This window comes from Shinella yambaruensis, assembly GCF_022899355.1.
GTDB classification, from domain to species: Bacteria; Pseudomonadota; Alphaproteobacteria; order Rhizobiales; family Rhizobiaceae; genus Shinella; species Shinella yambaruensis.
In genome coordinates, this window is record NZ_JALJCK010000001.1 from 50,241 (window position 1) to 72,535 (window position 22,295).

General features: G+C 64.9%; 20 protein-coding genes and 1 tRNA gene. 13 read left to right on the plus strand and 8 right to left on the minus strand.

The features are described from left to right. The first annotated feature begins 8 nt into the window (after positions 1–8). The 5 genes from MUU56_RS00240 (at position 9) to MUU56_RS00260 (ending at position 5,716) form a co-directional block, all read left to right on the plus strand. The gene (locus MUU56_RS00240; RefSeq protein ID WP_244765359.1) at positions 9–1,580 is read left to right on the plus strand and encodes an ABC transporter ATP-binding protein; all 1,572 of its coding nucleotides are present in this window, start codon (positions 9–11) and stop codon (positions 1,578–1,580) included. Beyond that, on the plus strand, positions 1,570–2,664 hold the full coding sequence (locus tag MUU56_RS00245) for an ABC transporter permease (protein WP_244765360.1): 1,095 nt from the start codon (positions 1,570–1,572) through the stop codon (positions 2,662–2,664). The genes MUU56_RS00240 and MUU56_RS00245 overlap by 11 nt, the downstream gene beginning before the upstream one ends. Next, the gene (locus tag MUU56_RS00250; RefSeq protein WP_244765361.1) at positions 2,664–3,584 is read left to right on the plus strand and encodes an ABC transporter permease; all 921 of its coding nucleotides are present in this window, start codon (positions 2,664–2,666) and stop codon (positions 3,582–3,584) included. Before MUU56_RS00245 ends, MUU56_RS00250 begins: the two co-directional genes overlap by 1 nt. 51 nt (positions 3,585–3,635) lie before the next feature. Then, positions 3,636–4,706 (plus strand): BMP family ABC transporter substrate-binding protein, encoded by a 1,071-nt coding sequence (locus MUU56_RS00255; protein WP_244765362.1) that lies wholly within the window; start codon positions 3,636–3,638, stop codon positions 4,704–4,706. A 302-nt stretch (positions 4,707–5,008) separates the two neighbouring features. Continuing rightward, complete coding sequence (locus tag MUU56_RS00260) at positions 5,009–5,716, plus strand: FadR/GntR family transcriptional regulator (protein WP_348538647.1); 708 nt, start codon at positions 5,009–5,011, stop codon at positions 5,714–5,716. 39 nt (positions 5,717–5,755) lie between these two features. Here the strand turns inward: MUU56_RS00260 and MUU56_RS00265 are convergent, their stop codons facing one another. The 5 genes from MUU56_RS00265 to MUU56_RS00285 form a co-directional block, all read right to left on the minus strand. Beyond that, positions 5,756–7,540 carry a cation:proton antiporter domain-containing protein gene (locus MUU56_RS00265; RefSeq protein ID WP_244765364.1) on the minus strand — a complete coding sequence of 595 codons (1,785 nt, stop codon included), beginning with the start codon at positions 7,538–7,540 and terminating at the stop codon, positions 5,756–5,758. 79 nt (positions 7,541–7,619) lie between these two features. After that, a complete protein-coding gene (locus MUU56_RS00270) occupies positions 7,620–7,967 on the minus strand; it encodes a hypothetical protein (RefSeq protein ID WP_244765365.1) in 348 nt (115 codons plus the stop codon). 25 nt (positions 7,968–7,992) lie between these two features. Then, positions 7,993–8,256: a hypothetical protein gene (locus tag MUU56_RS00275; RefSeq protein WP_244765366.1), complete on the minus strand. Its 264-nt coding sequence runs from the start codon at positions 8,254–8,256 to the stop codon at positions 7,993–7,995. An 82-nt stretch (positions 8,257–8,338) separates the two neighbouring features. Further along, on the minus strand, positions 8,339–8,863 hold the full coding sequence (locus MUU56_RS00280) for a DUF992 domain-containing protein (RefSeq protein ID WP_244765367.1): 525 nt from the start codon (positions 8,861–8,863) through the stop codon (positions 8,339–8,341). Between the two features lie 190 nt (positions 8,864–9,053). After that, the gene (locus MUU56_RS00285; RefSeq protein WP_244765368.1) at positions 9,054–9,266 is read right to left on the minus strand and encodes a hypothetical protein; all 213 of its coding nucleotides are present in this window, start codon (positions 9,264–9,266) and stop codon (positions 9,054–9,056) included. A gap of 391 nt (positions 9,267–9,657) precedes the next feature. Here MUU56_RS00285 and MUU56_RS00290 point away from each other — a divergent pair. Beyond that, positions 9,658–9,747 (plus strand) — tRNA-Ser (locus MUU56_RS00290). A gap of 206 nt (positions 9,748–9,953) precedes the next feature. Here the strand turns inward: MUU56_RS00290 and katE are convergent. Next, the gene (gene katE, locus MUU56_RS00295; RefSeq protein WP_244765369.1) at positions 9,954–12,071 is read right to left on the minus strand and encodes a catalase; all 2,118 of its coding nucleotides are present in this window, start codon (positions 12,069–12,071) and stop codon (positions 9,954–9,956) included. A gap of 228 nt (positions 12,072–12,299) precedes the next feature. Here katE and MUU56_RS00300 point away from each other — a divergent pair, with 228 nt between their 5' ends. After that, positions 12,300–13,199 (plus strand): hypothetical protein, encoded by a 900-nt coding sequence (locus MUU56_RS00300; RefSeq protein ID WP_244765370.1) that lies wholly within the window; start codon positions 12,300–12,302, stop codon positions 13,197–13,199. Positions 13,200–13,339: 140 nt separating this feature from the next. Here MUU56_RS00300 and MUU56_RS00305 read toward each other — a convergent pair whose 3' ends face one another. Beyond that, positions 13,340–14,425, minus strand: a complete 1,086-nt coding sequence (locus tag MUU56_RS00305) for a sensor histidine kinase (protein WP_244765371.1) — start codon at positions 14,423–14,425, stop codon at positions 13,340–13,342. Positions 14,426–14,714: 289 nt separating this feature from the next. On the opposite strand from MUU56_RS00305, the gene MUU56_RS00310 reads away from it, so the two are divergent. The 4 genes from MUU56_RS00310 to MUU56_RS00325 all read left to right on the plus strand — a co-directional run bounded on the left by MUU56_RS00310 (position 14,715) and on the right by MUU56_RS00325 (position 17,660). Continuing rightward, complete coding sequence (locus MUU56_RS00310; RefSeq protein WP_244765372.1) at positions 14,715–15,680, plus strand: YihY/virulence factor BrkB family protein; 966 nt, start codon at positions 14,715–14,717, stop codon at positions 15,678–15,680. A gap of 334 nt (positions 15,681–16,014) precedes the next feature. Continuing rightward, positions 16,015–16,227, plus strand: a complete 213-nt coding sequence (locus MUU56_RS00315; RefSeq protein WP_244765373.1) for a hypothetical protein — start codon at positions 16,015–16,017, stop codon at positions 16,225–16,227. A 72-nt stretch (positions 16,228–16,299) separates the two neighbouring features. Then, positions 16,300–17,277, plus strand: a complete 978-nt coding sequence (locus tag MUU56_RS00320; protein ID WP_244765374.1) for an HWE histidine kinase domain-containing protein — start codon at positions 16,300–16,302, stop codon at positions 17,275–17,277. A gap of 8 nt (positions 17,278–17,285) precedes the next feature. Continuing rightward, complete coding sequence (locus tag MUU56_RS00325; protein WP_244765375.1) at positions 17,286–17,660, plus strand: response regulator; 375 nt, start codon at positions 17,286–17,288, stop codon at positions 17,658–17,660. 11 nt (positions 17,661–17,671) lie between these two features. Here the strand turns inward: MUU56_RS00325 and MUU56_RS00330 are convergent, their stop codons facing one another. Then, the gene (locus MUU56_RS00330) at positions 17,672–17,875 is read right to left on the minus strand and encodes a cold-shock protein (protein WP_244765376.1); all 204 of its coding nucleotides are present in this window, start codon (positions 17,873–17,875) and stop codon (positions 17,672–17,674) included. Between the two features lie 257 nt (positions 17,876–18,132). Here MUU56_RS00330 and MUU56_RS00335 point away from each other — a divergent pair, with 257 nt between their 5' ends. Then, positions 18,133–18,993 carry an endonuclease III domain-containing protein gene (locus MUU56_RS00335; RefSeq protein ID WP_244765377.1) on the plus strand — a complete coding sequence of 287 codons (861 nt, stop codon included), beginning with the start codon at positions 18,133–18,135 and terminating at the stop codon, positions 18,991–18,993. Between the two features lie 191 nt (positions 18,994–19,184). After that, positions 19,185–22,289 carry a UvrD-helicase domain-containing protein gene (locus MUU56_RS00340; RefSeq protein ID WP_244765378.1) on the plus strand — a complete coding sequence of 1,035 codons (3,105 nt, stop codon included), beginning with the start codon at positions 19,185–19,187 and terminating at the stop codon, positions 22,287–22,289. Positions 22,290–22,295: the final 6 nt, after the last annotated feature.

Consider the following 22,295-nt stretch of genomic DNA (forward strand, 5'->3'; position numbering starts at 1 on the left):
GGGGAAGAGTGTCAGCCGTTGGAGCGTCCGGGGGCAGTCCGTTGCTGGCTGTCCGCAGCCTGACAAAGCTATTTGGTTCGTTTGCCGCGTGTAACGCCATCGATCTCGATATCCAGCCGGGCGAAATCCACGCCCTGCTGGGCGAGAACGGCGCCGGTAAATCCACCCTCGTCAAGATGCTCTTCGGCGTGCTGGCGCCGACCAGCGGACAGATCCTGTGGAAGGGCGAGCCCGTGCGGATCCCGAGCCCGGGCGCTGCCCGCCGCCTTGGCATCGGCATGGTTTTCCAACACTTTTCGCTGTTCGAGGCGCTGACGGTCGCCGAGAACATCGCCCTGTCGCTAAGCCCCGGCATCTCGCTCTCCAAGGTGGCGGAGGAGGCCTCGCGCCTGTCCCATCTCTACGGCCTGCCGCTCGATCCGAAGGCGCATGTCGCGGACCTTTCGGTCGGCGAGCGCCAGCGCATCGAGATCGTGCGCGCGCTGCTGCAGAACCCGGAGCTGATCATCCTCGACGAGCCGACCTCCGTGCTGACGCCGCAGGAGGCCGACCGGCTGTTCGAGACGCTGGCCAAGCTGAAGGCCGAAGGGCGCTCGGTGCTCTACATCAGCCATCGGCTGGAGGAGGTGCAGCGCATCTGCGACCGCGCCACGGTCCTGCGCCACGGCAAGGTGACCGGCGCCTGCGATCCGCGCCAGGAAACGCCGGCCTCGCTGGCGCGCATGATGGTCGGCAGCGACGTCGCCTCGGTGACGGCGGCCGGCACCAACACGAAGGGTGACGTGCTGCTCGAAGCCCGGCACCTCGGCGTGCCGGCGCGCACCCCCTTTGCCGTCGCGCTGAAGAATGTCTGTCTGAAGGTGCGTGGCGGCGAGGTTCTGGCGATCGCCGGCGTTGCCGGCAACGGCCAGGGCGAGCTGTTCGACGCGCTCTCGGGCGAATATCCGGTGCCGGAAGCCGCCGCCGTCTCCATCCGCGGCAAGGCGGCCGGCAATCTCGGCATCACGGCGCGCCGCCTGATGGGCGCCGGTTTCGTGCCGGAGGAGCGCCACGGCCATGCCGCCGTGCCGGCGCTGCCGCTCTCCGACAATCTCGTCCTGGCGCGCAACCAGTCGGACCGCAAGACGTTCCTTGCCGGCGGCGTGCTCGGCGTCATCCGCCATGCGGTCGTGCGCATCGCCTCGAAGCGCATTTCCGAGACGATGGACGTGCGCAAGAGCGGCGAGAACCCGGCGGCCGGCTCGCTCTCCGGCGGTAACCTGCAGAAATACATCGTCGGGCGCGAACTCGACCGCCAGCCGGCCGTGCTGATCGTCAACCAGCCGACCTGGGGCGTCGATGCGGGCGCGGCAAGCCGCATCCGCCAGGCGCTCGTCGATCTCGCGAAGGCGGGCTCGGCCGTGCTTGTCATCAGCCAGGACCTCGACGAGATCTTCGAGGTCGCGACCGAGATCGCGGTCATCAGCGAGGGGCGGCTGTCCGATGCCTATCCGGCGCACGAACTGACCCGCGAGAAGATCGGCCTCCTGATGGGCGGCATGTACGGCAAGACGGAAGGCGAGGTGGCCCATGCGCATTGAACTGGAAAAGCGCGCCAATCCCTCGACGCTCTACTCCGTCCTCTCGCCCTTCCTTGCGCTCGGCCTGACGGTGATCGCCGGCGGCATCATGTTCGCGCTGATCGGCAAGGATCCGGTTTCGGCGCTCTACAGCTTCTTCATCGAGCCGCTGCTCGACATCTGGTCGCTGCACGAGATCGCCATCAAGGCCGCACCGCTGATCCTCATCGGCGCCGGCCTTTCGATCTGCTACCGCTCGAACAACTGGAACATCGGCGCCGAGGGCCAGTTCATCATGGGCGCCATTGCCGGCGCCATCGTGCCCGTCGTCTTCCATGACTGGCATTCGCCGCTCGTCCTGCCGCTGATGCTGGTCTTCGGCATGATCGGCGGCGCGCTCTACGCCGCCATCCCCGCCTTCCTCAAGGCGCATATGAACACCAACGAGATCCTGACGAGCCTGATGTTGGTCTATATCGCCCAGCTCTTCCTCGACTGGCTGGTGCGCGGCCCCTGGCGCAGCCCGGACGCCTACAATTTCCCGGTGACGCGCGATTTCGCGCCGGAAGCGATCCTTCCCGAGCTCATCGCCTCGGGGAGGGCCAATCTCGGCTTTGCCTTCGCCATCATTGCGGCCGTCGGCCTCTGGCTCATGATGCGCTACACGCTGAAGGGGTTCGAGATCACCGTGCTCGGCCAGTCGGAGCGGGCAGGGCGCTTCGCCGGCTTCTCGTCGAAGCGCATGATCTGGTTCTCGATGCTGCTGTCCGGCGGGCTCGCCGGTCTTGCCGGCATTTCCGAGGTCAGCGGCACGATCGGCAAGCTGCAGCCGATCATCTCGCCCGGCTACGGCTTCACCGCGATCATCGTCGCCTTCCTCGGCCGCCTCAATCCGCTCGGCATCATCGCCGCCGGCCTCTTCCTGGCGCTGACCTATGTGGGCGGCGAGGCGGTGCAGCTCACGCTCAGCGTCTCCGACAAGGTGACGCGCGTCTTCCAGGGGCTGCTCCTGTTCTTCGTGCTCTCCTGCGACACGCTCATCCAGTACAAGATCCGGCTGGTCTTCTCCCGGCTTGGGCAGTCCAGCGAAGGGGGAGCGCACTGATGGGTATCATCGAAGCGATCCTTCTCACCGTCATCACCGCGGCAACGCCGCTGGTGCTGGCCTCCCTCGGCGAGCTCGTCAGCGAGCGGGCGGGCGTGCTCAATCTCGGCGTCGAGGGCATGATGGTCATGGGGGCGGTGCTCGCCTTCGCCGTGACGCAGGCGACCGGCTCGCCCTATATCGGCGTCCTCGCCGGCATTGCCTGCGGCGCGCTGTTCTCGCTGCTCTTCGGTTTCCTGACCCTGACGCTCGTCGCCAACCAGGTGGCGACCGGCCTTGCGCTCACCATTCTCGGCCTCGGCATTTCCGGCCAGATCGGCGAGCCCTATGTCGGCATGTCGGGCATCAAGCTCCAGCCGATCGCGATCCCGCTGCTGTCGGACATTCCCTTTTTCGGTCCGCTGTTCTTCAAGCAGGACATCATCTTCTACCTGTCGATCGCGCTCGTCTTCGGCGTCAACTGGTTCCTGTTCCGCAGCCGCGCGGGCCTGAAGGTGCGGGCGATCGGCGACAGCCACGCCTCCGCCCATGCGCTCGGCATCCATGTCATCCGCACGCGCTACCTCGCCGTCATGTTCGGCGGCGCCTGCGCGGGCCTTGCCGGCGCGCAGCTCTCGCTGGTCTATACGCCGCAATGGGTGGAGAACATGTCCGCCGGGCGCGGGTGGATCGCGCTCGCGCTCGTCGTCTTCGCCTCCTGGCGGCCCTGGCGGCTGCTGGCGGGCGGCTATCTCTTCGGCGCGGTCTCGATCAGCCAGTTGCACGCCCAGGCGCTCGGCATCGGCATCCCCTCGCAGTTCCTGTCGGCGCTTCCCTACATCGCCACGGTTGTCGTCCTCATCCTGATATCGCACAATCGGCGGATGACGCTGATCAATACGCCTGCCTCGCTCGGAAAACCGTTCGTGCCCGACCGGTGACCAAGAACAAGAAGACGGGAAAACCACTCCTGATAACCTACAGAGGATAAAATGAAGAAAATCATTCTCGCTCTCGCAACCTCGGCAGCCGTCCTCGGCTTTGCCGCTGCCGCCAGCGCCCAGGACAAGACGAAGATCTGCTTCATCTATGTCGGCTCCAAGACCGACGGCGGCTGGACCCAGGCGCACGACATCGGCCGCCAGGCACTCCAGGACCATTTCGGCGACAAGATCGAAACGCCCTTCCTCGAAAACGTGCCGGAAGGCCCGGACGCCGAGCGTGCGATCGAGCGCATGGCCCGTTCCGGTTGCGCGCTGGTCTTCACCACCTCGTTCGGCTTCATGGACGCCACGGTCAAGGTCGCCGCAAAGTTCCCGGACGTGAAGTTCGAGCATGCGACCGGCTTCAAGTCGGCCGAAAACGTCGCCACCTACAATGCGCGCTTCTATGAAGGCCGCTACATCCAGGGCCTGATCGCCGCGAAGATCTCGGAAAAGGGCGTCGCCGGCTACATCGCCTCCTTCCCGATCCCGGAAGTTGTGATGGGCATCAATTCCTTCGTGCACGGTGCGCAGTCGATCAACCCGGACTTCAAGGTCAAGGTCATCTGGGCCAACACCTGGTTCGACCCGGGCAAGGAAGCCGACGCCGCCAAGGCGCTGATCGACCAGGGCGTGGATATCCTGACCCAGCACACGGACACGACCGCGCCGATGCAGGTCGCCTCCGAGCGCGGCATCAAGGCCTTCGGCCAGGCCTCCGACATGATCGCCGCCGGCCCGAACACTCAGCTTACCGCCATCGTCGACACCTGGGGCGCCTACTACATCAAGCGCACCCAGGCGGTTCTCGACGGCACCTGGAAGTCGGAGCAGGTCTGGGACGGCCTCAAGGACGGCATCCTCACCATGGCGCCCTACACCAACATGCCCGACGACGTGAAGAAGCTGGCGGAAGAGGCGGAAGCCAAGATCCGCTCCGGCGAGCTGCATCCCTTCACCGGCCCGATCAAGAAGCAGGACGGTTCGGACTGGCTGGCGGACGGCGCCGTTTCCGACGACGGCACGCTGCTCGGCATGAACTTCTACATCGCCGGCGTCGACGATCAGCTGCCGAAGTAAGCCGGCCAGAGCAATTCCGGCAAAAGCGCGAAGCGGTTTGCGTTCGCAATTGCGGCAAGACGAAAGGTGGGAGCGTTTTCGCTATTCGGAGAAAAGCGGAGACGCTCCGGCCCATGACGGCACGAAAGGCGCCCCCGCAAGGGGCGCCTTTTCGTTTGTGAAGGCGTGATGACACGATCGGCCTTTGCGGAATCGGCGGCGCGCTCTATACCTGCCGGATGGCTTTGGACCAGAATGGGTGGTCCTTGGCGGAGGAGGGGACGTCGTTGCGCAGGGGTTTGCTTGAAACCGTCATCAGCGGGATGAACACGCGTACCAGCCACGCGCAGGTCGTCAACGAGCTGGGAAGGGCGATCATCGCGGGCGAGTATCCCGTCGGCGCCACCTTGCCGGGCGACGCCGAGCTTGCCGCCCGCTTCAAGGTCTCCCGCACGGTGCTGCGCGAGGCGATGAAGACGCTCGCCGCCAAGGGCCTCGTCGTGCCGCGCGCGCGCATCGGCACGCGCGTGACGCCGAACACCCAGTGGAACCTCTTCGACAGCGATATCCTCACCTGGTACTTCGCCGTCGGCGTCAACGAGGATTTCCTGCTGCACCTGTCCGAAGTGCGCCTTGCCTTCGAGCCGCAGGCGGCGGCGCTGGCGGCGCGCCATGCGACGGAGGCCGATATCAGCCAGATGATGCGCCTTGCCGTCGCCATGGGCGATCCGGAGCACACGGCGGAGACGCTGGCCATGGCCGACCTGAAGTTCCATCTCTCCGTGCTCGAGGCCTCGCGCAATCCCTTCCTGCGCACGCTGGGCAGCCTCATCGAGGCGGGCCTCGTGGGCGCCTTCAAGCTCTCGTCCCCGGCCGCCGACCGCGGCAAGATCGGCGATGTCTCGACGAGCCACATCCGCATCGTCGAGGAGATCGACAAGCGGGACGAGGACGGCGCGCGCCGGGCGATGGAGAACGTCATCAAGGTCGGGCGCGAGCGCGTCGTGCAGGCGCTCCGCGAGGGGAAATAGCGCCGTTCCAGCGGGTTGCTTCGTGAAGGCGTGCGCCCGTCAGATCGGCGATGGCGCGGCGAGGTTGAGCTCGCCTTGCGCGCCGTCCTCGTCCGGCGCCTTGCGCGCCTCCCCGGCGAGCAGCCGGTCGGTCATGGCCGCGGCGACCTCCTCCTTGGCGATGACGATGTGGTTGGCGCCGAACTGGCGAAGGTGCTCGGCCTCGGCCTCGGACGTCGCGCGCGCCACGATGCGGATCGCGCCATTGGCCGAGCGCGCCTGCTCGATCAGCGTGCCGGCCGCAAAGGCATCCGGTATGGCCGTCACGAACCAGCGCGCGCCGGTGATGTTGGCCTGCGCCAGCACGCCGCGCCCGCCCGCCGGTTCGCCGATCGCCTCGGCGCCGCTTTCCCGCAGGGCGGCGGCCACCCCGGCCCGCTCCTCGATGACCAGCACCGGCATGCCGGCGGCGCGCAGCCGCTCGACGATGCGTCTGCCGACCCGGCCGTAGCCGACGACGATCGCATGGTCGGTGAGTGTCGTCGGCTCCGGCCCGTCCTCGGCGGGGTCCTCCGGCTGGGGCGCCGCATCGGGGCTGCCCTCCGGTTCCTGTGTTTCTGCGGCATCGAGCTTGGCGCCGTAGTGATCGACCGCCATGAAGAGCAGCGGATTGACCAGGATCGAGAACAGCGCGCCCGCCACGACGAGATCCTGCGCCACCGCCGGCAGGAGATCGAGGCCGACCCCGAGCACGACGAGGATGAAGGAGAATTCGCCGATCTGCGCGAGGCTTGCGGCAATGGCCAGCGCGATGGTGCGCGGATAGCCGAAGGCCTTGACGATGAGATAGGCGGCGGCCGACTTGATGAAGACGATGGTGACGAAGGTCGCGAGGATCGCCAGCGGCCGCTCGATCAGGTTGACCGGGTTGAACAGCATGCCGACGGAGACGAAGAAGAGCACCGCGAAGGCATCGCGCAGCGGCAGCGTCTCGCGCGCCGCCTGCTGGCTGAGCTGCGATTCGGCCAGCACCATGCCGGCAAAGAAGGCGCCGAGCGCGAAGGACACGCCGAACAGCTTGGCCGAGCCGTAGGCGACGCCGAGCGCGATGGCGAGCACGGACAGGCGGAACAGCTCGCGCGAGCCCGTATGCGCCACGTAATGAAGGATCATCGGAATGACCTTGCGGCCGACGACGAGCATCAGCGCGATGAAGGCCGAGACCTTCAGCGCCGTCACGCCCACCGCGGTCCAGACCGCGCCGATGCCGAGCGCCCGCGTCAAGTCCGGGTCGACATCGGCCGTCTGCGCCGTGCCGCCCAGCACGCCGGCGAGCGGCGGCAACAGCACGAGGGTGAGCACCATGACGAGATCCTCGACGATCAGCCAGCCGACCGCGATCCGGCCCCTTTCCGTCTCCACCATGCGGCGCTCCTGCAGGGCGCGCAGCAGCACCACGGTGCTGGCGACGGAGAGCGACAGGCCGAAGACGAAGCCGCTGCCGGCAGACCACCCCATGGCCAGCGCGACCAGCAGGCCGAACACGGTCGCAACGGCGATCTGGCCGATGGCGCCCGGTATGGCGATCGCCCGCACCGACAGGAGGTCCTTCAGCGAGAAATGCAGGCCCACGCCGAACATCAGCAGGATGACGCCGATTTCCGCCAGTTCGTTCGCCAGTTTCTGGTCGGCGACGAATCCGGGGGTGAAGGGGCCGATGAACACGCCGGCGAGGAGATAGCCGGCGATCGGCGGCAGACGGAAACGATGTGCGACCAGACCCGCCAGGAAGGCGAGGGAGATACCGGCAACGAGGGTTGCGATCAGCGGCGTCGCATGGGGCAAGCGCGTCCATCCTTAATCCATGGGAATTCAAGAGGATAGGGTAGGGCTGCCGGCCCCGTCGCGCAAGGCGGGAAAACCGTCAATCGTCGTTGCTGGCGTTCAGCTCTTCCGGCCGCTTGCCCTCGTCCGCCGCGCGGGTGGCAAGCTGGGCCGCCCCCATCGACTGGTAGAGGTTGAACAGGGCCTCGCTCGCGCGGGCGGCGAGGCGGAACCATTCGTCATTGCCGGCAATGGCGGGGTGATGGAGAAGCTGGTCGTCGACAAGGTCGAGCACGATGGATGCGGTATGCACCGCCTCATGGAAGCCGAAGGAGCCGGACGAATAATGCGACAGCAGTTCTGCCGGCGTCATGGCGCGCTCCTGCGCCAGGATGTCGAGCTGCCTCAGCCGTTCGTCTTCCAGTTCGATATCGGTGCTTTCCAGCATTGTCGTCTCCATGGCCTGCGTCACCTCAGAAATACTCGATTCGCGTGTAGCGGTGGATGAGGAGGAGGGAGCGATCCGGCTGGATGCGGTAGGTCTCCACCACGGGGCGGCCATACCGGTCGATGAACGTGTGTTCGAACGTGCTGCCGATCGGCGCCTTGGTGAGTTTCGTGCGCGGCTGGCCGCCATAGGTGATGCTGCCGGGAATGGGTTCGACGGCCCGCGGCGTGCCGGTCGTGCAGGCGGCAAGGAAGAGCGCGGCGAAAGAGGCGAGGGCGATGCGGATCATGGAAGACTCCTCCCGTGCAATTCTAGCAGAAGGCCGGAACGGGGCAAAAGAAAAGGGCGGCCGAAGCCGCCCGTTTCCTGGATCAGCCTTGCGGCGTGAGGGTCACTGACGTGCCGGTGGCTGCAAGGTTCAGGCCGATCTGGCCGCTGACGCTGACCGTCTGCAGGTGGATCGAGCCGGAGGTGCCGCCGACGAGCACATTGGTGCCGACGCCGAAGCCGAGCGTCGCCTCCGCCGTCGCGCCCTGGTAGAGGCCGCCGAGCGAGCCCTGATGGTAGCCGGCCGTCGGTGCGAAGACCGCCCAGACGATGCGGCCCTGCGTGGTGAAGCCGACATCGACGCCCATCTTGCGGATGACGCCGCTATAGGCATCCTGCTCGCCGCGCGTGGAGGAGAAGACGCAATCGACGCTCTTGGCCGAGCCGAGCACATAGCCGACGCCGCCGCCGACATCGCAGGTCAGCATGCCGATCTTCACGCCATCGCGATCGCCGCGCTCGACATAGGCCGGCGCCTCCTCGCGGATAACCATGTCTGCCGCGCCAGCGGTTGTTGCAAAAGCCTGCGCAAGGCCCAGCGCAAGGACAGTTCCAAGCTTCTTGTTCATCTGTGCACTCCTTCTAACTGGCACGATAATGGCGAATCCGGTGCATTGGTTCCCGGCCGCAGGCCATCTCATGGAGAAGATCGTGGCGGAGTGTGGGCAGGTAACGGTTTGATAACACATTGCGCCGGCCGGCCCGCACGGTGTGTGCCGGGCGCGGCTTTTCGATCACAGCAGGAGGCATGCAGGCGCCCTATACGCGATTGATCGTCGGCAGGTGGGTGATCACCTCGTCGCGGCGCCTTTCGTCCAGCGGGGCGATATGTTCGTTCCAGAACGCTTCGGCTGCCGGCGTATCGTGTGTCCACTGACGCGTGCCGACGAGGTTGTCGTCGATCTTCGCGCGCCGGCCGCCGCCGAGGCGCATATATTCGGCTGCCAGCCTTGCGGTGGGTGTCTGTTCCATGGCCAGTCTCCTCTGGTGTCGGAACGAAACCTCTCCCGCCGGGTATTGTTCCGGCAACAAAAAAGGCCGGGGCGAAAACGCACCGACCTTCCTCATCATCACCCTTTTCACCAGTGCCAGTACATCCGTGGTCAAAGGCATCAGGTGATGGCGGCAATTGCGAGCGGCAGAAGCTTTCCAGCGCTCATCAGCAATGCCGATGAGGGGTATATAGGCAGGCATTGTGTTCAAAACAAGGTGCCGTGACGAAGTCTTTTCCGACCGCATGCTCGCACGTTGACGATGCGTCCAAAGCTGCTAAAAAGCCGGCATCGCCTGCAGGGGTGGCGAACCGGCTGAAAACCGGCTTTCGCAGCTTTTCCGACACCGGAGGGGCATCGCCGTTTCAGATGGAAGAGTGTCCGAGTGGTTTAAGGAACCGGTCTTGAAAACCGGCGTAGGTGAAAGCCTACCGTGGGTTCGAATCCCACCTCTTCCGCCAAGGCGCTTTGTTTTCACTGAGAATTTTTTGATTTTCTATGCTGCCCTTCTCATGCGACCGTCGGTTATTTCCATCGCAGCGGCCATGGACACCAGCGCAAAGGCATAGGACAGACGATCGCGCGGCTACGGCAGCGGCCTTCTTTTGCTTGTCGCCGCTGCCAGCAGATGAGAGAAGCCCCGGCAAAACCGGGGCTTCCTTCGCTTTCAGGGAAGCTTGACCGAAGGCTCTCTTGCCCAGACGCGCAGAGCGCCGAGACCTTTCAGGAAGCCGGCGACGGCATCGGCGCCGTCGATCTCGACAGTTCCTTCATCCGGCAAGTCGGCAGCGCCGGCCATTTCCAGGAGCGGAAAGGCGGGCTTGGTGTAGCCGATGAACTTGCAATGGGCGAAGGCGTCCGCAACGAAATCGCGCGCTGCCGCCTCCTTGAGGAGATCGCCTGCGCCTTCCTCCGACGCCAGCACGACCACCGCGTCGTAGAGCACGGAGGGACCGCCATCGATCATTTGCTGAGCGGCCAGCGGCTTGCCATCGGACAAAGTAACGCCGCCGACCTTCGGGGCGATCACTTCGATCACCGCCTTCTCTTTCTCGATGCCCGCCTTGAGAGCCTGGAAAAGCGTGCTGTCCGCGCCATCGGTGACGAGCACGCCGAGCTTGCGACCCTCGAAGCGCTGAGGTCCGCGCTGGATGATGCTGAGGGCGGGAGAGGGCTCCAGGTCCTGGCGCGTCTCGACCGCCGCCGCGGCCGGCTTCGGCAGTGCGTCGATGCCGAGGGCGATCGCGACCTTGTTCGCCAGCGTCTCGTCGATGTTCAGGAGATGGGAGACCATGCGCTCGCGGATAACAGGCGTTTCGACCTTGCTCAGCTCGAAGGTCAGCGCCATGGCGATGTGCCGCTGTTCGGGCGGCGTCTGGCTGATGTAGAACTGGCGCGCCTGACTGTAGTGATCGGCAAAGCTCTCCGGCCGCAGGCGCACTTTCTCACCGCTCTCCTGCGCGTTGAAATGCCGGTATCCGGCGCGGGGAGATTCGCGCGGCCCTTCGCCAAAGGAGTTAGGCTGATAATTCACCCGGCCGACAGGATTGCGCATCGCCATGTGCCCGTCCTGCTGGAAATGCGCGAAGGGACACTTCGGCGCATTGATCGGCAGATGGGTGAAATTCGTGCTGCCGAGCCGCTTCAGCTGCGTGTCGAGATAGGAGAAGTTGCGGCCCTGGAGCAGCGGATCGTTGCTGAAGTCGATGCCGGGCGGCACGTTCTGCGTCATGAAGGCGACCTGCTCGGTTTCGGCGAAGAAGTTGTCGGGCATGCGGTCGAGAACGAGACGGCCGACGGGTTTCGGCGGAAGGACCTCTTCCGGAATGAGCTTGGTCGGGTCGAGCACGTCGAAATCGAAGCTGTCGGCGAAATCCTGATCGAAAAGCTGAACCTGCAATTCCCATTCCGGGAAGTTGCCGGACTGGATGGCCTGCCAGAGATCGCGCCGATGGAAGTCGGGGTCAGCGCCGTTGATCTTCACCGCCTCGTTCCAGGCGACGGACTGGAGGCCGAGCTTCGGCTTCCAGTGGAACTTCACGAAGGTCGACTCGTCCTTGGCGTTGACGAAGCGGAACGTGTGCACGCCGAACCCTTCCATGAAACGGAAGGAGCGGGGAATGGCCCGGTCCGACATGACCCACATGATCATGTGCATGCTTTCGGGCGTCAGGCTGATGAAGTCCCAGAAATTGTCATGGGCGGACTGGGCCTGCGGAAAGCCGCGGTCGGGCTCGGGTTTCACGGCATGGATGATATCGGGGAACTTGATCGCATCCTGGATGAAGAAAACCGGGATGTTGTTGCCGACGAGGTCCCAGTTACCCTCGTTCGTATAGATCTTCACGGCAAAACCGCGCACGTCACGGGCAAGGTCGAATGATCCCTTGCTGCCGGCGACGGTGGAGAAGCGCACGAAGGCGGGCGTCTTCTCGCCGGCGCGCTGGAAGAGGTCGGCACGTGTATAGGCCGCGAGGGACTCATAGGTCTCGAAATAGCCGTGGGCGCCGTAGCCGCGGGCATGCACGACCCGCTCGGGAATGCGCTCGTGGTCGAAATGGAAGATCTTTTCGCGAAAGTGGAAGTCTTCGATGAGGGCCGGCCCGCGTGCGCCGACCCGAAGCGTGTTCTGGTCGTCCGCGACGGGGGCGCCCTGCGCCGTCGTCAGGACGGGATGACCGTCTTCGGCAATCTGATGCAGTTCGCCACCGTTGCCGCGCCGGAGCTTTTGATCATGCACGGAAGCCTCTTCCATCTTCGTGATGGGGCTCGCTTTCTTGGCCATGGAAATCTCCTGGGAAGTGTTGCAGTCCCCTAACCTGAAATATCCCGCCTTGTTCCGGGGCAGCGGCATGGAACATCCGATCGTAGCGGAAGTTGTTGTTTCCACGCGCTCGACGCGTTCACGACATGAAGGAGATTTCAAATGGGTCGCGGTATTCTTCTCTGGCTCCTGGGCATTCCCCTGCCGATCGTCATCCTGCTTGTCCTGTTCATGCGATAGGGGGCGGCGATGGCCAATTACACGACGGGCGTTTCCGACGTCGGCATCGAATCCAATGTTCCCGCCCTGGCATGGGGCCCGGTCATCGGCGGCGCGACAGCGGCATGCGCGATGAGCCTCATTCTCCTTCTTCTCGGTTCCGGCGTCGGGCTCACCATGGTTTCGCCCTGGTCGGGAGAGAGCGCCTCGTTCACGACGGTCAGCGTGACGGCCGCCATCTGGTTCGTCGTCGTACAGTGGCTGTCCTCGGCGCTGGGCGGCTATCTCACCGGACGGCTTCGCACGAAATGGGCAGGCATCCATACCGACGAAGTGTTCTTCCGGGATACCGCGCATGGGCTCCTGAGTTGGGCGCTGGCGACCGTCGTCGTCGCCGGGCTTGCCGGCTCGGCCTTCACTTCGCTGGTCGGAAGCGGTGTGCAGGCGGCATCGTCGGTTGCAACGACCGCGGCCGTCGGCGCCACGGCGACGGCAGCTGGAAGCAATGATACTCCCGATCTTGCGACAGGGTATTTCACGGACCTGCTTCTTCGTCCCCAGGATGCGGCGGCCAGAGCGCAGTCGGACGATGCGGCGGCAACCGCCGAGGTGTCGCGCATCCTGATGCAGGGTGCGGCAAACGGTGAGATTCCGGAAGCTGATCGCGCCTATGTCGCGACCATCGTCGCTGCCCGCGCCGGGATTCCCCAGGAAGAGGCCCGTGTGCGTGTCGACCAGGTGCTGCAGCAGGTTGAGGACGCGAAGAACGCAGCCCTTCAGGCCGCTGATGAGGCACGAAAGTCAGCCGCCACGGTGGCGTTGCTCGGTGCCCTGTCCTTGCTGGTCGGCGCCTTCGTCGCTTCCGCTGCCGCCGCCCTTGGCGGACGGCAACGCGACGACGAAGAGGCGGCTCTGGTCGTGCGGGCTTAGGCCCGGCCGGTAACCAAGGGCTTCTGCAACCTTTCTCAAGGAGCAACAGGCGCTGCATGGCGCCTGTTGCTATGGCGTCCCGAACTTGCCCGCAGGCATGTCTTAGCTCCCAATGGGGCATCGTTCTTGAAGGAACGTCGTCAGCGGTCTCCAGCGCCGGCGCCTGCGACCGACGGATCGTTCTGGGACGGGGCGCCGCCTATATGCCGCATCTCGGTTTGCAACTCGAACCGAATGCCGAGGGGATCGTGTGAAAGCACTGCCTTGCCGCCGAAATCGTGCGGCAATACCATTTGGATAATCCTTGAGCCGAACCCCCTGCGGGCTGGCGTGCGCACCGCCGGGCCACCCTCTTCAACCCAGCGGAACACAAACGTCTCATCAGTCTCGGGCCGGCCGCCGGTCCATTCGACGCGAACTTTTCCCGCTTCGTTTGAAAGGGCGCCATACTTCACGGCATTCGTCGCCAGTTCGTGCAGCGCCAGGCTGAGGCTCAGCGCCTGCCTGGACGACAGCATGATCGGCGGACCGCCGATGTGAAATCGTTCGTTGGTGGTCTCGAATGGCGCCATCGCCTGAAAGACGACATCGACCACGCTGGCCTCCGTGGCGCCGCCGCGCGTCAGCAGCGACTGAGCCTGCGCCATCGCCTGAATGCGCTCCAGCAGGCTTGATCGCGCCTCCGCATCGTTATCGTCGCCTCGCAATGTCTGGCTGACGATCGCCGCGACCACCGCAAGCGTGTTTTTTATGCGGTGTTCGAGTTCTGCGTTGAGCAGGTTCGCCTGCTGTCGGGCGTCGACCGTGGCCGTTGTCTCGATCACCGTGTCGATCATCCCCCGGACCACGCCGGTCTCGTCGCGGATCGGGCTGTAGCAAAAGGTGAAATGGGTCTTCTCGGGATAGCCATGCCGATTGATCACGAGCGGGAAATCCTCGATGAACGTCGCCTCGCCAGCGAACGCCCGCTCCGCGACCGGTCCGATCTCGTCCCAAGCCTCATGCCACACCTCGCTGAACGGCCTGCCGAGCGCGGGCGGTTTCTCGCCAAGGATGGGAAGGAACGCGTCGTTATGGATGGTGATGAGGTCCGGCCCCCAGACGATGCATTTGGGAAACTTCGAATTCACCATCATGCCGACGGCGATCTTGAGAGAGGAAGGCCAGCGTTCGAGGGCGCCAAGGACGGTAGAAGACCAGTCGTATGCCCGGATGGCGTCGGCCATCCTTCCCCCGCCATCGAGGAAATGCGCGGACTCACGCAATTTGACACCCCTTTGCGGTTTTCACGGAGATCGATGCCAATCCGTGCTCCAGCCCTCGTTTCCGATGGTAACGAACATTCGATAACATGGTGTTTCCCAAGGCCTTTGCAACTTTGATCCTCCAATTGCAATGAACACGCAAGTGGTCAGCCGGTTGCGAACCGGCTGGCGCGGCGTCTTTCGCAAAACCGGCTGAACTCCTTTCGCTTCCATGCATTGTTGCTGCGTGGCGACAAGAAGAGGGAGAGGCATGGAGGGATTTTCTGCAACTTCGGATCCGAAGGGCCGGCGCGCGGACTCGCCGGGCGAGATTCCGGCGCTCGGCCTGCGGGATGTGGCGTGGCGCCTCTATGACAGCCTGACCACCGATCGCATCCTGCTCATCGCGGCGGGCGTCACCTTCTATCTTCTCCTGTCGATCTTTCCCGCCATCAGCGTGTTCGTGTCGCTCTACGGGCTCGTCGCCGATCCATCCTCGGTCGTCGACCGTCTCGCCTTCTTCGGTTCGGCGATGCCGGAACAGGCATTCGAGCTGATCCTCGGCCAGCTACGCAGCCTCACATCCGCGCCGCAAGCGAGCCTTTCCGCCACACTGCTCGGCAGCCTGGCTATTGCGCTCTGGTCGGCCAATGCCGGCATGAAGGCGCTGTTCGAGGCGATGAACGTCGCCTATGGCGAGACCGAAAAGCGCGGTTTCATCCGGCTGAATCTGACCTCTCTTTCGTTCACCTTCGCCAGTCTGGTGCTGGTCGTGCTTATCATCACCCTGGCAGGGATCGTTCCGGCAATGCTGGATTATCTCTGGCTCGGCCGCTGGACGGAGCTGATCATCCGCCTGGCGCGTTGGCCGCTGCTGCTGGCGCTGATCGCGGTGGCGATCATGTCGCTCTACCGGCTCGGACCAAGCCGGGAGCCGGCGAAGCTGCGCTGGCTCAGTTGGGGCGCGGTCTTCTCCACCGGTGCGTGGCTTGCCGCGGCGCTGGCGATCACCTTCTATCTCGGTCACATCGCGGACTACAACGCGACCTACGGCGCGCTCGGCGCGTCGATCGGCTTCATGGTGTGGGTCTGGGTCTCCGTCATCATCGTCATCCTCGGCGCGGAACTGAACGCCGAGCTCGAACATCAGACGGCGCGCGACAGCACGACGGGACCACCGGAAGAGATGGGCCGCAGGGGAGCCTACATGGCCGACACGATCGGTGCGGACGCGTGACGTCCGCACCCGCGCATGGGCGATCGGTTGTGCTGCCACTGGCGCGGATGCGTGAAGGAAAGGTTTTGTCTGGAGGCGACGAGGTCGCCGAGCGCCGGCCGTCCGTCAGGATACTTGCCGCATCCGGCCGGACGCTCCCGCAGCCCGCACAGCTGCCAGAGGACGCGGTATTCATCCGGAAGCCGCTCAGCGCGACGGTGGTTTACCAGCGCCTGCTGAACGTCCACGCCGATGGCGCGGCCATCCTGCGTTCTACGTAAGCGCGTACCGCTCATAACGGAACGGAACATTGCCGGGGCGGGGTCGTTGATTATTTGAACCGGGAGATCGTCCAATGCCAGCGCTCGTACACTACATTCTGAGCCGCCTTTGCATCGGCTTTGCACTCGGTGCCCTAAGCGCCGTGGCGGTTCTGCAACTCGAACCGCCCGCATTCGGTGCGTCGCCCGGTCCCCTGGAAGCTTTGCTCGTGATCTATGGCATCGGTTCTGCCTTTGCCCTCGGCTACCTCGCGACCGCGCTCGGCTGGGAGAATATGGAAGTGTAGCCGTCGATATCTCCGCCCGGCCGTTCGTCCGTTCGGCGGTGTTCCCCTCAAACGGTCGCAGGAAGGCGAACGATGATCCTTGAAGATTTATACCGCCTGCTCCGCGCCGGTCACGTTCAGGCGCAAGGGATCGTCGATACGCTGACACAGCCCCTCGTCGTGCTCGACCAGGTCTTTTGTGTCACCAATGCCAATAACGCCTTCATCGACGCGTTCAAGGTGGACCGGGACGATATTCTCGGTCGCAGCCTGTTTTCGCTCGGCAACGGCGAGTGGGATATCGCGGATCTGCGAACGTTGATGGCGGAGATCATTCCGAAGACAGCAGCGGTCGTCGGCTATGAGGTCACGCACAATTTTCAAACCATCGGAAAGCGCACATTCCTTGTCGATGCCCGGCGTCTTGTCCATCCCGACAACAACAGCACCAGCATTCTCGTCGTCTTCGAGGACGTCACCGAGAGCAATCGGGAGCGGGCGGAGAGCGATATCATTCTTGCCGAAACCCGCCATCGCATGAAGAACCTGTTTTCGGTGATCCGCGCACTCGCCATGCAGACGCAGACGGAGGGCTACACGGCGAAGGAGTATCGCGACGCCTTTCTGGGGCGTATCGACCTTGCCTTGCGCGCGCAGGAGATCGCGCCGGGAGAAGCGAGCGCGGATCTCTCCGCGCTTCTCGACGCTGCGGTCACCGCCACGGGCGGTAACCGTATCCACATCGAAGCGGGACCCTCCACCACCCTTCCATCGTCGAAGGTCCTGCCAGTCAGCATGATGTTTCACGAGCTGACGACGAACGCGCTGAAATACGGCGCGCTCTCGGTTCCGGAGGGGCGGGTCCGGCTGTCGTGGCGGATCGAAGAGAGCGATGGCCTGACCATGCTGGTCTGCGAGTGGCGGGAGGAGCATGGGCCGACGGTTCGACCGCCTGTCCATCGCGGATACGGCACGGAGTTGATCACCGCGACCGCGAAACATCTCGGGGGATCGGCGGAACAAAGGTTCGATGCCCGCGGTTTGATCGCCAACATCAAACTGCCGGTATAGGGATGCGCATGTCTTCCGATGACGGACATAATCAGGCCGTAGCGCGCATCCTGGTCGTCGAGGATGAAATCTTCATCGCCATGGAGATCGAGCGAGCACTGACGAGCGGCGGTTTCGAGGTTCTGGGCCCTGTCGGAAGCATCGAGGATGCCTTGCAGCTCCTCCATCGCGAGCAGCCGGACGCCGCGGTCCTCGACGTCACCTTGAGGGACGGCAGGGTGACTGCCGTGGCTGCGCTGCTCAGGTCGCGAGGCGTGCCCTTCCTACTGGCGTCCGCCGAAGGACGCCAGCTCACGGAATCCGGTTTTTTCCAGGGCGTTACCAATCTCGGCAAGCCGACCGACATGTCCCGGATGATTGGAGAGATCCGCCGCTTGCTCTAGACGCTGCCCTATCAGATGGCGCGAACGTCTTCCGCTTTCGACTTTCCGGTCTTGCGGTCCTGGCCGATCTCGTAACTGACCTTCGTGCCGTCCTTCAAAGGTCCACCCGACAGCACGGCAGAGACATGGACAAACACATCCTGCCCGCCATTGTCGGGCGTGATGAAACCAAAGCCCTTGTCCTGATTGAAAAACTTGACCGTACCGGTTGCCATGTCGACCTCGTGAACTACTGGGCGGCATAGGCGCCGCCGGCAGACCTTATTGATTGTCGGCGGTCCCCGCAACCATTCGTCCGCGCCGGCGCGGCTTCAGGGCAACAAACGTTGTGCACACGGGTTCCTCATCCCGACTGCAGCAAGGGATTTCCCGATGAAGACGATCGTTTCCGTGCTGGCAGAACGCGAAGAGCTGGGAAAACTGGATCCGGTTCTTCAGCGAGCGCGGCTACGATTGCAAGGCGCCGATCAAGATGACCACGAGCCTGAGGGGAGGGCGCCTCTTCTTCGATTGGTCGGCCAGCCTTGTATTGTTCCCTTTTTGTTCCTATATTGACGGAATGCAGATGGTATTCGATTTTGGCGCCATCGCGGACATGGCGTGGGTGCGGGAACAGCTGAGGTTCTTTTTCGGTCGCCCCGACCGGGTCTGCGCGCGAACGCCGATCGGCCAGCTTGTGAAATCGTCGATCAGCAACCGCACGCTGGACGAAGTCTCTCTGGCCGCCTATCAGCGGCTCGTGGAGGCCTATCCGGAATGGCCCGCTCTCGCAGCGGCGTCGACCGGCGATGTCGAAGCCCTGATCGGTGATGTCGCCTTTCCCGATGTCAAGGCGCGGCATCTCGGCGATGCGCTTCGCGTCATAGGCGCCTGTTATCCGGATTTCGACCTGGACTTCCTCGGCCGCCTCGGCGTTGCCGAGGCGCTCGCGTGGCTGGAGCGCCTGCCCGGCGTCGGCCGCAAGGTCTCGGCCTCCACGCTCAACTTCAGCACGTTGGACATGCCGGCATTCGTCGTGGACACGCACGTCCTGCGCGTGTTGGGCCGGTACGGCTTCGTCCGGAACAAGGCCGACACGCGGACCGCTTATGACGCGGTGATGGCGGCGGCGCCTCGATGGAGCGCGGCCGAACTGGCCGAGCTTCACATTCTGATGAAACGTCTTGGTCAGACCATCTGCCGGCACGGCCGTGCCCGCTGCCCCGATTGTCCGATCCGCCGGCGCTGCAAGGCGGCCGCAACCTCTGCCCGAAGGCCGGTGGGCTTGAGAGGGCGTAATATGGATCATCGGCAGGGACCTGCGCGGGAACAGCGTGGCGGCTGGAAGGAATGAATCGGTACGATCCGGACCTGGAAACCGAAGGAAACGGGTCCGCCCATCGGCGACTTTCTTCCGCGTCGGCTGCATCACACAACATATCGGCTCGAATGCTGTGATTTGTGCCGTTTATCCGTGATCCGCCTTGTCTGCGCGTGCTATCAAGCAGTGCCGGATGTATGCCCCACAAGATGAATGCGCCTGTCATGACGTTCCTTGCCGATCTGCACCTCCACTCGAAATATTCCCGGGCCACGAGCCGGGATCTCGATCTTGAGCGCCTGTTCTGGTGGGCGGCGCGCAAGGGGGTGCGGGTGGTCGGCACCGGCGACTGCGTGCATCCGGTGTGGCTCGCCGAGATCAAGGACAAGCTGGTGCCCGAGGGCAACGGGCTCTTTCGCCTGCGGCCCGAAATCGAGGCGGCGCTGTGGGAGACGCTTCCGCCGGCCTGCCGGCGGCCGGTCTCCTTCATGATCTGCACCGAGATTTCGACCATCTACAAGAAGGGCGACAAGACCCGGAAGATCCACCACCTGATCTATGCGGCCGATCTCGACGCCACCGACCGGCTGGCGGCGAGCCTTGCGCGCATCGGCAACATCGCCTCGGACGGCCGCCCGATCCTCGGCCTCGATTCGCGCGATCTGCTGGAGATCGCGCTGGAGTCCGGACCGGATTCCTATCTCGTCCCCGCCCATATCTGGACGCCATGGTTCGCCGCGCTCGGCTCGCAGTCGGGCTTCGATTCCATCGAGGAATGCTACGGCGACCTTGCCGGGCATATCTTCGCGGTGGAGACGGGCCTGTCGTCCGACCCGGCCATGAACTGGCGCATCTCCTCACTCGACCGCTTCCGCCTCACCTCCAATTCCGACGCCCATTCGCCCGGCAAGCTCGGCCGCGAGGCGACGCGCTTTTCCTGCGAGCCGGACTATTTCGCCATCCGTCGCGCGCTCGAAACCGGCGACGGCTATGTCGGCACGGTCGAGTTCTTCCCGGAGGAAGGCAAATATCACATGGACGGGCACCGCGCCTGCGGCGTGCGGCTCGACCCCAAAGAGACGATCGAACTCGGCGGCCGCTGCCCGGTCTGCGGACGGCCCGTCACCGTCGGTGTGGCGCATCGCGTCGAGGCGCTCGCCGACCGCAAGGAGGGCGCGGCGGTTCCTGCGACGGCGGGAAAGGTCACAAGCCTCGTGCCCCTGCCGGAAATCCTCTCGGAGATCGTCGGCAGCGGCGTCGCCTCGAAAGCCGTGACCCACACCTATGACCGCGCCATTGCCGCGCTCGGGCCGGAGCTTGCCGTGCTGGAGGAAATGCCGGCCGAGGATATCGCCAGGGTCGACCCGCTGCTCGGCGAGGCCGTGACGCGCCTGCGCTCCGGAGAGGTCATCCGGCAGGCGGGTTATGACGGGGAATACGGCGTCATCCGGCTGTTTCAGGACGGGGAGCTGGACCGTCTTGCCGGAAACCAGCTGCTGTTCGACGCGCCGTTGTCCAGCCGCGCGCGCCGGGCAAAACCGGCAGCGAAAGACACGGCATCGGGCGATGCCCCGGCATTTCCTGAAGCCGCGCCGGCGATGCAGCCGTCGGGCCGCAGCGGCGTCCTGGCCGGGCTCGACCCCGATCAGGCGCGCGCTGCCGAGGTTGTCGACGGACCGCTGATGGTGATCGCCGGGCCCGGCTCCGGCAAGACGCGTATGCTCACCCACCGCATCGCCCATCTGGTGCTGGAATGCGGCGTGCCGGCCGGCTCGTGCCTCGCCGTCACCTTCACGCGCAAGGCGACGGAGGAGCTGCGCACCCGCCTCACGGGGCTTCTCGGCAGGAAGGCGGATGCCGTGGCGGTGCACAGCTTCCATTCGCTGGGCCTGGCGATCCTGCACGCGCATGCCGGCCGGGCCGGTCTCGCGGAGGACTTCCGCATCGCCCGCGAGGCGGAGCGCAAGGCGGCGCTGGCCGAAGCGCTCGGCGTCAGCGATACGCGCGCCGCCCGCCTCGTCAAGGCGGTCTCGGTGCTCAAGCGCAGCGGCGGGAAGGGTGCGGGTGAGGAAGCGGAGGCCCGCATCGTCCTCGACCGGATCGGACGCGCGCAGGGCTGGGTCGATTTCGACGATCTGGTTCTTCTGTCGGCCGATCTTCTCGATAAGGACGCGGAGATCGCCGCCGCGTGGCGCACGCGCTTCCCGCACATCGTCGCCGACGAGTTTCAGGACGTGGACGAGCAGCAATATCGCCTGCTGCGGCTGTTGGCCGGGGACAACGGCAACCTCTGCGTCATCGGCGATCCCGATCAGGCAATCTACGGCTTTCGCGGGGCGGACGCCGCCTGCTTCGCGCGTTTCGGCCGGGACTTCCCCGCAGCCAGGACCCTTCGGCTTCAACGCAACTATCGCTCGACCGGCACCATCGTGAAAGCGGCGTCTGGCTTCATCGGTGCGCCTTCGTCAGGCCTGACACGCCCGATGGGCGAGCCGATCATTGCCCATGCGGCAGCGAGCGAGGCAGCGGAAGCGGAGTTCGTCGCGGCGACCATCGAAAGCCTGCTCGGCGGCCATGACCTGCTCGCGGCCAATCGCGCGGGTGGCGTGACGTCATCCGGCCGGCCGCTCGGCTTTGCCGATTGCGCCGTGCTCTACCGCACCGACGCGCAGGCAGCGGCGCTGCGGACCGCCTTCGACCGCGCCGGCATTCCGTTCATGAAAAGCTCGCCGGCTCCCATCGCCGGCCATCCCGGCGTGACCGCGATCCTCGACGGGCTGGACGGGGCGGAGGGGCAGGACCTTGCCGCGCGCATCGGGCAGGCGGCGGAAGACGCCCGCAGGGCGCGGAGGGCCGACGCCGCCGCGCTCGCAGAGGCGAGAGGCTGGCTCACCGCGCTCTCCGGCTCGGTTCAGGTGGCCGGCGATCCCGTCCTGCTTGGCGAAGCGGTGGCGCTTTCCTCCGAGGCCGATTTCCGCGATGAGCGTGCCGCGCGCGTCACGCTCATGACCATGCACGCGGCCAAGGGTCTGGAATTTCCAGTCGTATTCGTGGTGGGTATGGAAGCCGGACTGGTGCCGTTTTCATGGGGGACGGCGACGCCGGATGAGGAGGCGACGCAGGACGAGGAGCGGCGGCTGTTCTATGTCTCCATGACCCGCGCCAAGGACAGGCTGTTCCTGATCCGCGCCAAGGAGCGGTTCTGGCGCGGTGCAGTGCGCGCGCTACCGGCTTCGCCTTTCCTCGGACAGATCGCCGCGGACCTGATCGTCAGCGAGAGTGCCAGCGGACGAAAAAGCAGGCAGTCACAGCAGCTCAACCTTTTTTGAAACTCC

Coding starts and splice junctions, on each gene's coding strand:
- MUU56_RS00250 (WP_244765361.1), top strand. CDS start 2,664: ATGGGTATCATCGAAGCGATCCTTCTCACCGTCATCACCGCGGCAACG.
- MUU56_RS00305 (WP_244765371.1), bottom strand. CDS start 14,425: ATGGCCGACGCCATCCGGGCATACGACTGGTCTTCTACCGTCCTTGGC.
- MUU56_RS00320 (WP_244765374.1), top strand. CDS start 16,300: ATGATCCTTGAAGATTTATACCGCCTGCTCCGCGCCGGTCACGTTCAG.
- MUU56_RS00340 (WP_244765378.1), top strand. CDS start 19,185: ATGACGTTCCTTGCCGATCTGCACCTCCACTCGAAATATTCCCGGGCC.
- MUU56_RS00285 (WP_244765368.1), bottom strand. CDS start 9,266: ATGGAACAGACACCCACCGCAAGGCTGGCAGCCGAATATATGCGCCTC.
- MUU56_RS00260 (WP_348538647.1), top strand. CDS start 5,009: ATGAACACGCGTACCAGCCACGCGCAGGTCGTCAACGAGCTGGGAAGG.
- MUU56_RS00335 (WP_244765377.1), top strand. CDS start 18,133: ATGACCACGAGCCTGAGGGGAGGGCGCCTCTTCTTCGATTGGTCGGCC.
- MUU56_RS00310 (WP_244765372.1), top strand. CDS start 14,715: ATGGAGGGATTTTCTGCAACTTCGGATCCGAAGGGCCGGCGCGCGGAC.
- MUU56_RS00280 (WP_244765367.1), bottom strand. CDS start 8,863: ATGAACAAGAAGCTTGGAACTGTCCTTGCGCTGGGCCTTGCGCAGGCT.
- MUU56_RS00270 (WP_244765365.1), bottom strand. CDS start 7,967: ATGCTGGAAAGCACCGATATCGAACTGGAAGACGAACGGCTGAGGCAG.
- MUU56_RS00330 (WP_244765376.1), bottom strand. CDS start 17,875: ATGGCAACCGGTACGGTCAAGTTTTTCAATCAGGACAAGGGCTTTGGT.
- katE (WP_244765369.1), bottom strand. CDS start 12,071: ATGGCCAAGAAAGCGAGCCCCATCACGAAGATGGAAGAGGCTTCCGTG.
- MUU56_RS00300 (WP_244765370.1), top strand. CDS start 12,300: ATGGCCAATTACACGACGGGCGTTTCCGACGTCGGCATCGAATCCAAT.
- MUU56_RS00245 (WP_244765360.1), top strand. CDS start 1,570: ATGCGCATTGAACTGGAAAAGCGCGCCAATCCCTCGACGCTCTACTCC.
- MUU56_RS00325 (WP_244765375.1), top strand. CDS start 17,286: ATGTCTTCCGATGACGGACATAATCAGGCCGTAGCGCGCATCCTGGTC.
- MUU56_RS00255 (WP_244765362.1), top strand. CDS start 3,636: ATGAAGAAAATCATTCTCGCTCTCGCAACCTCGGCAGCCGTCCTCGGC.
- MUU56_RS00315 (WP_244765373.1), top strand. CDS start 16,015: ATGCCAGCGCTCGTACACTACATTCTGAGCCGCCTTTGCATCGGCTTT.
- MUU56_RS00275 (WP_244765366.1), bottom strand. CDS start 8,256: ATGATCCGCATCGCCCTCGCCTCTTTCGCCGCGCTCTTCCTTGCCGCC.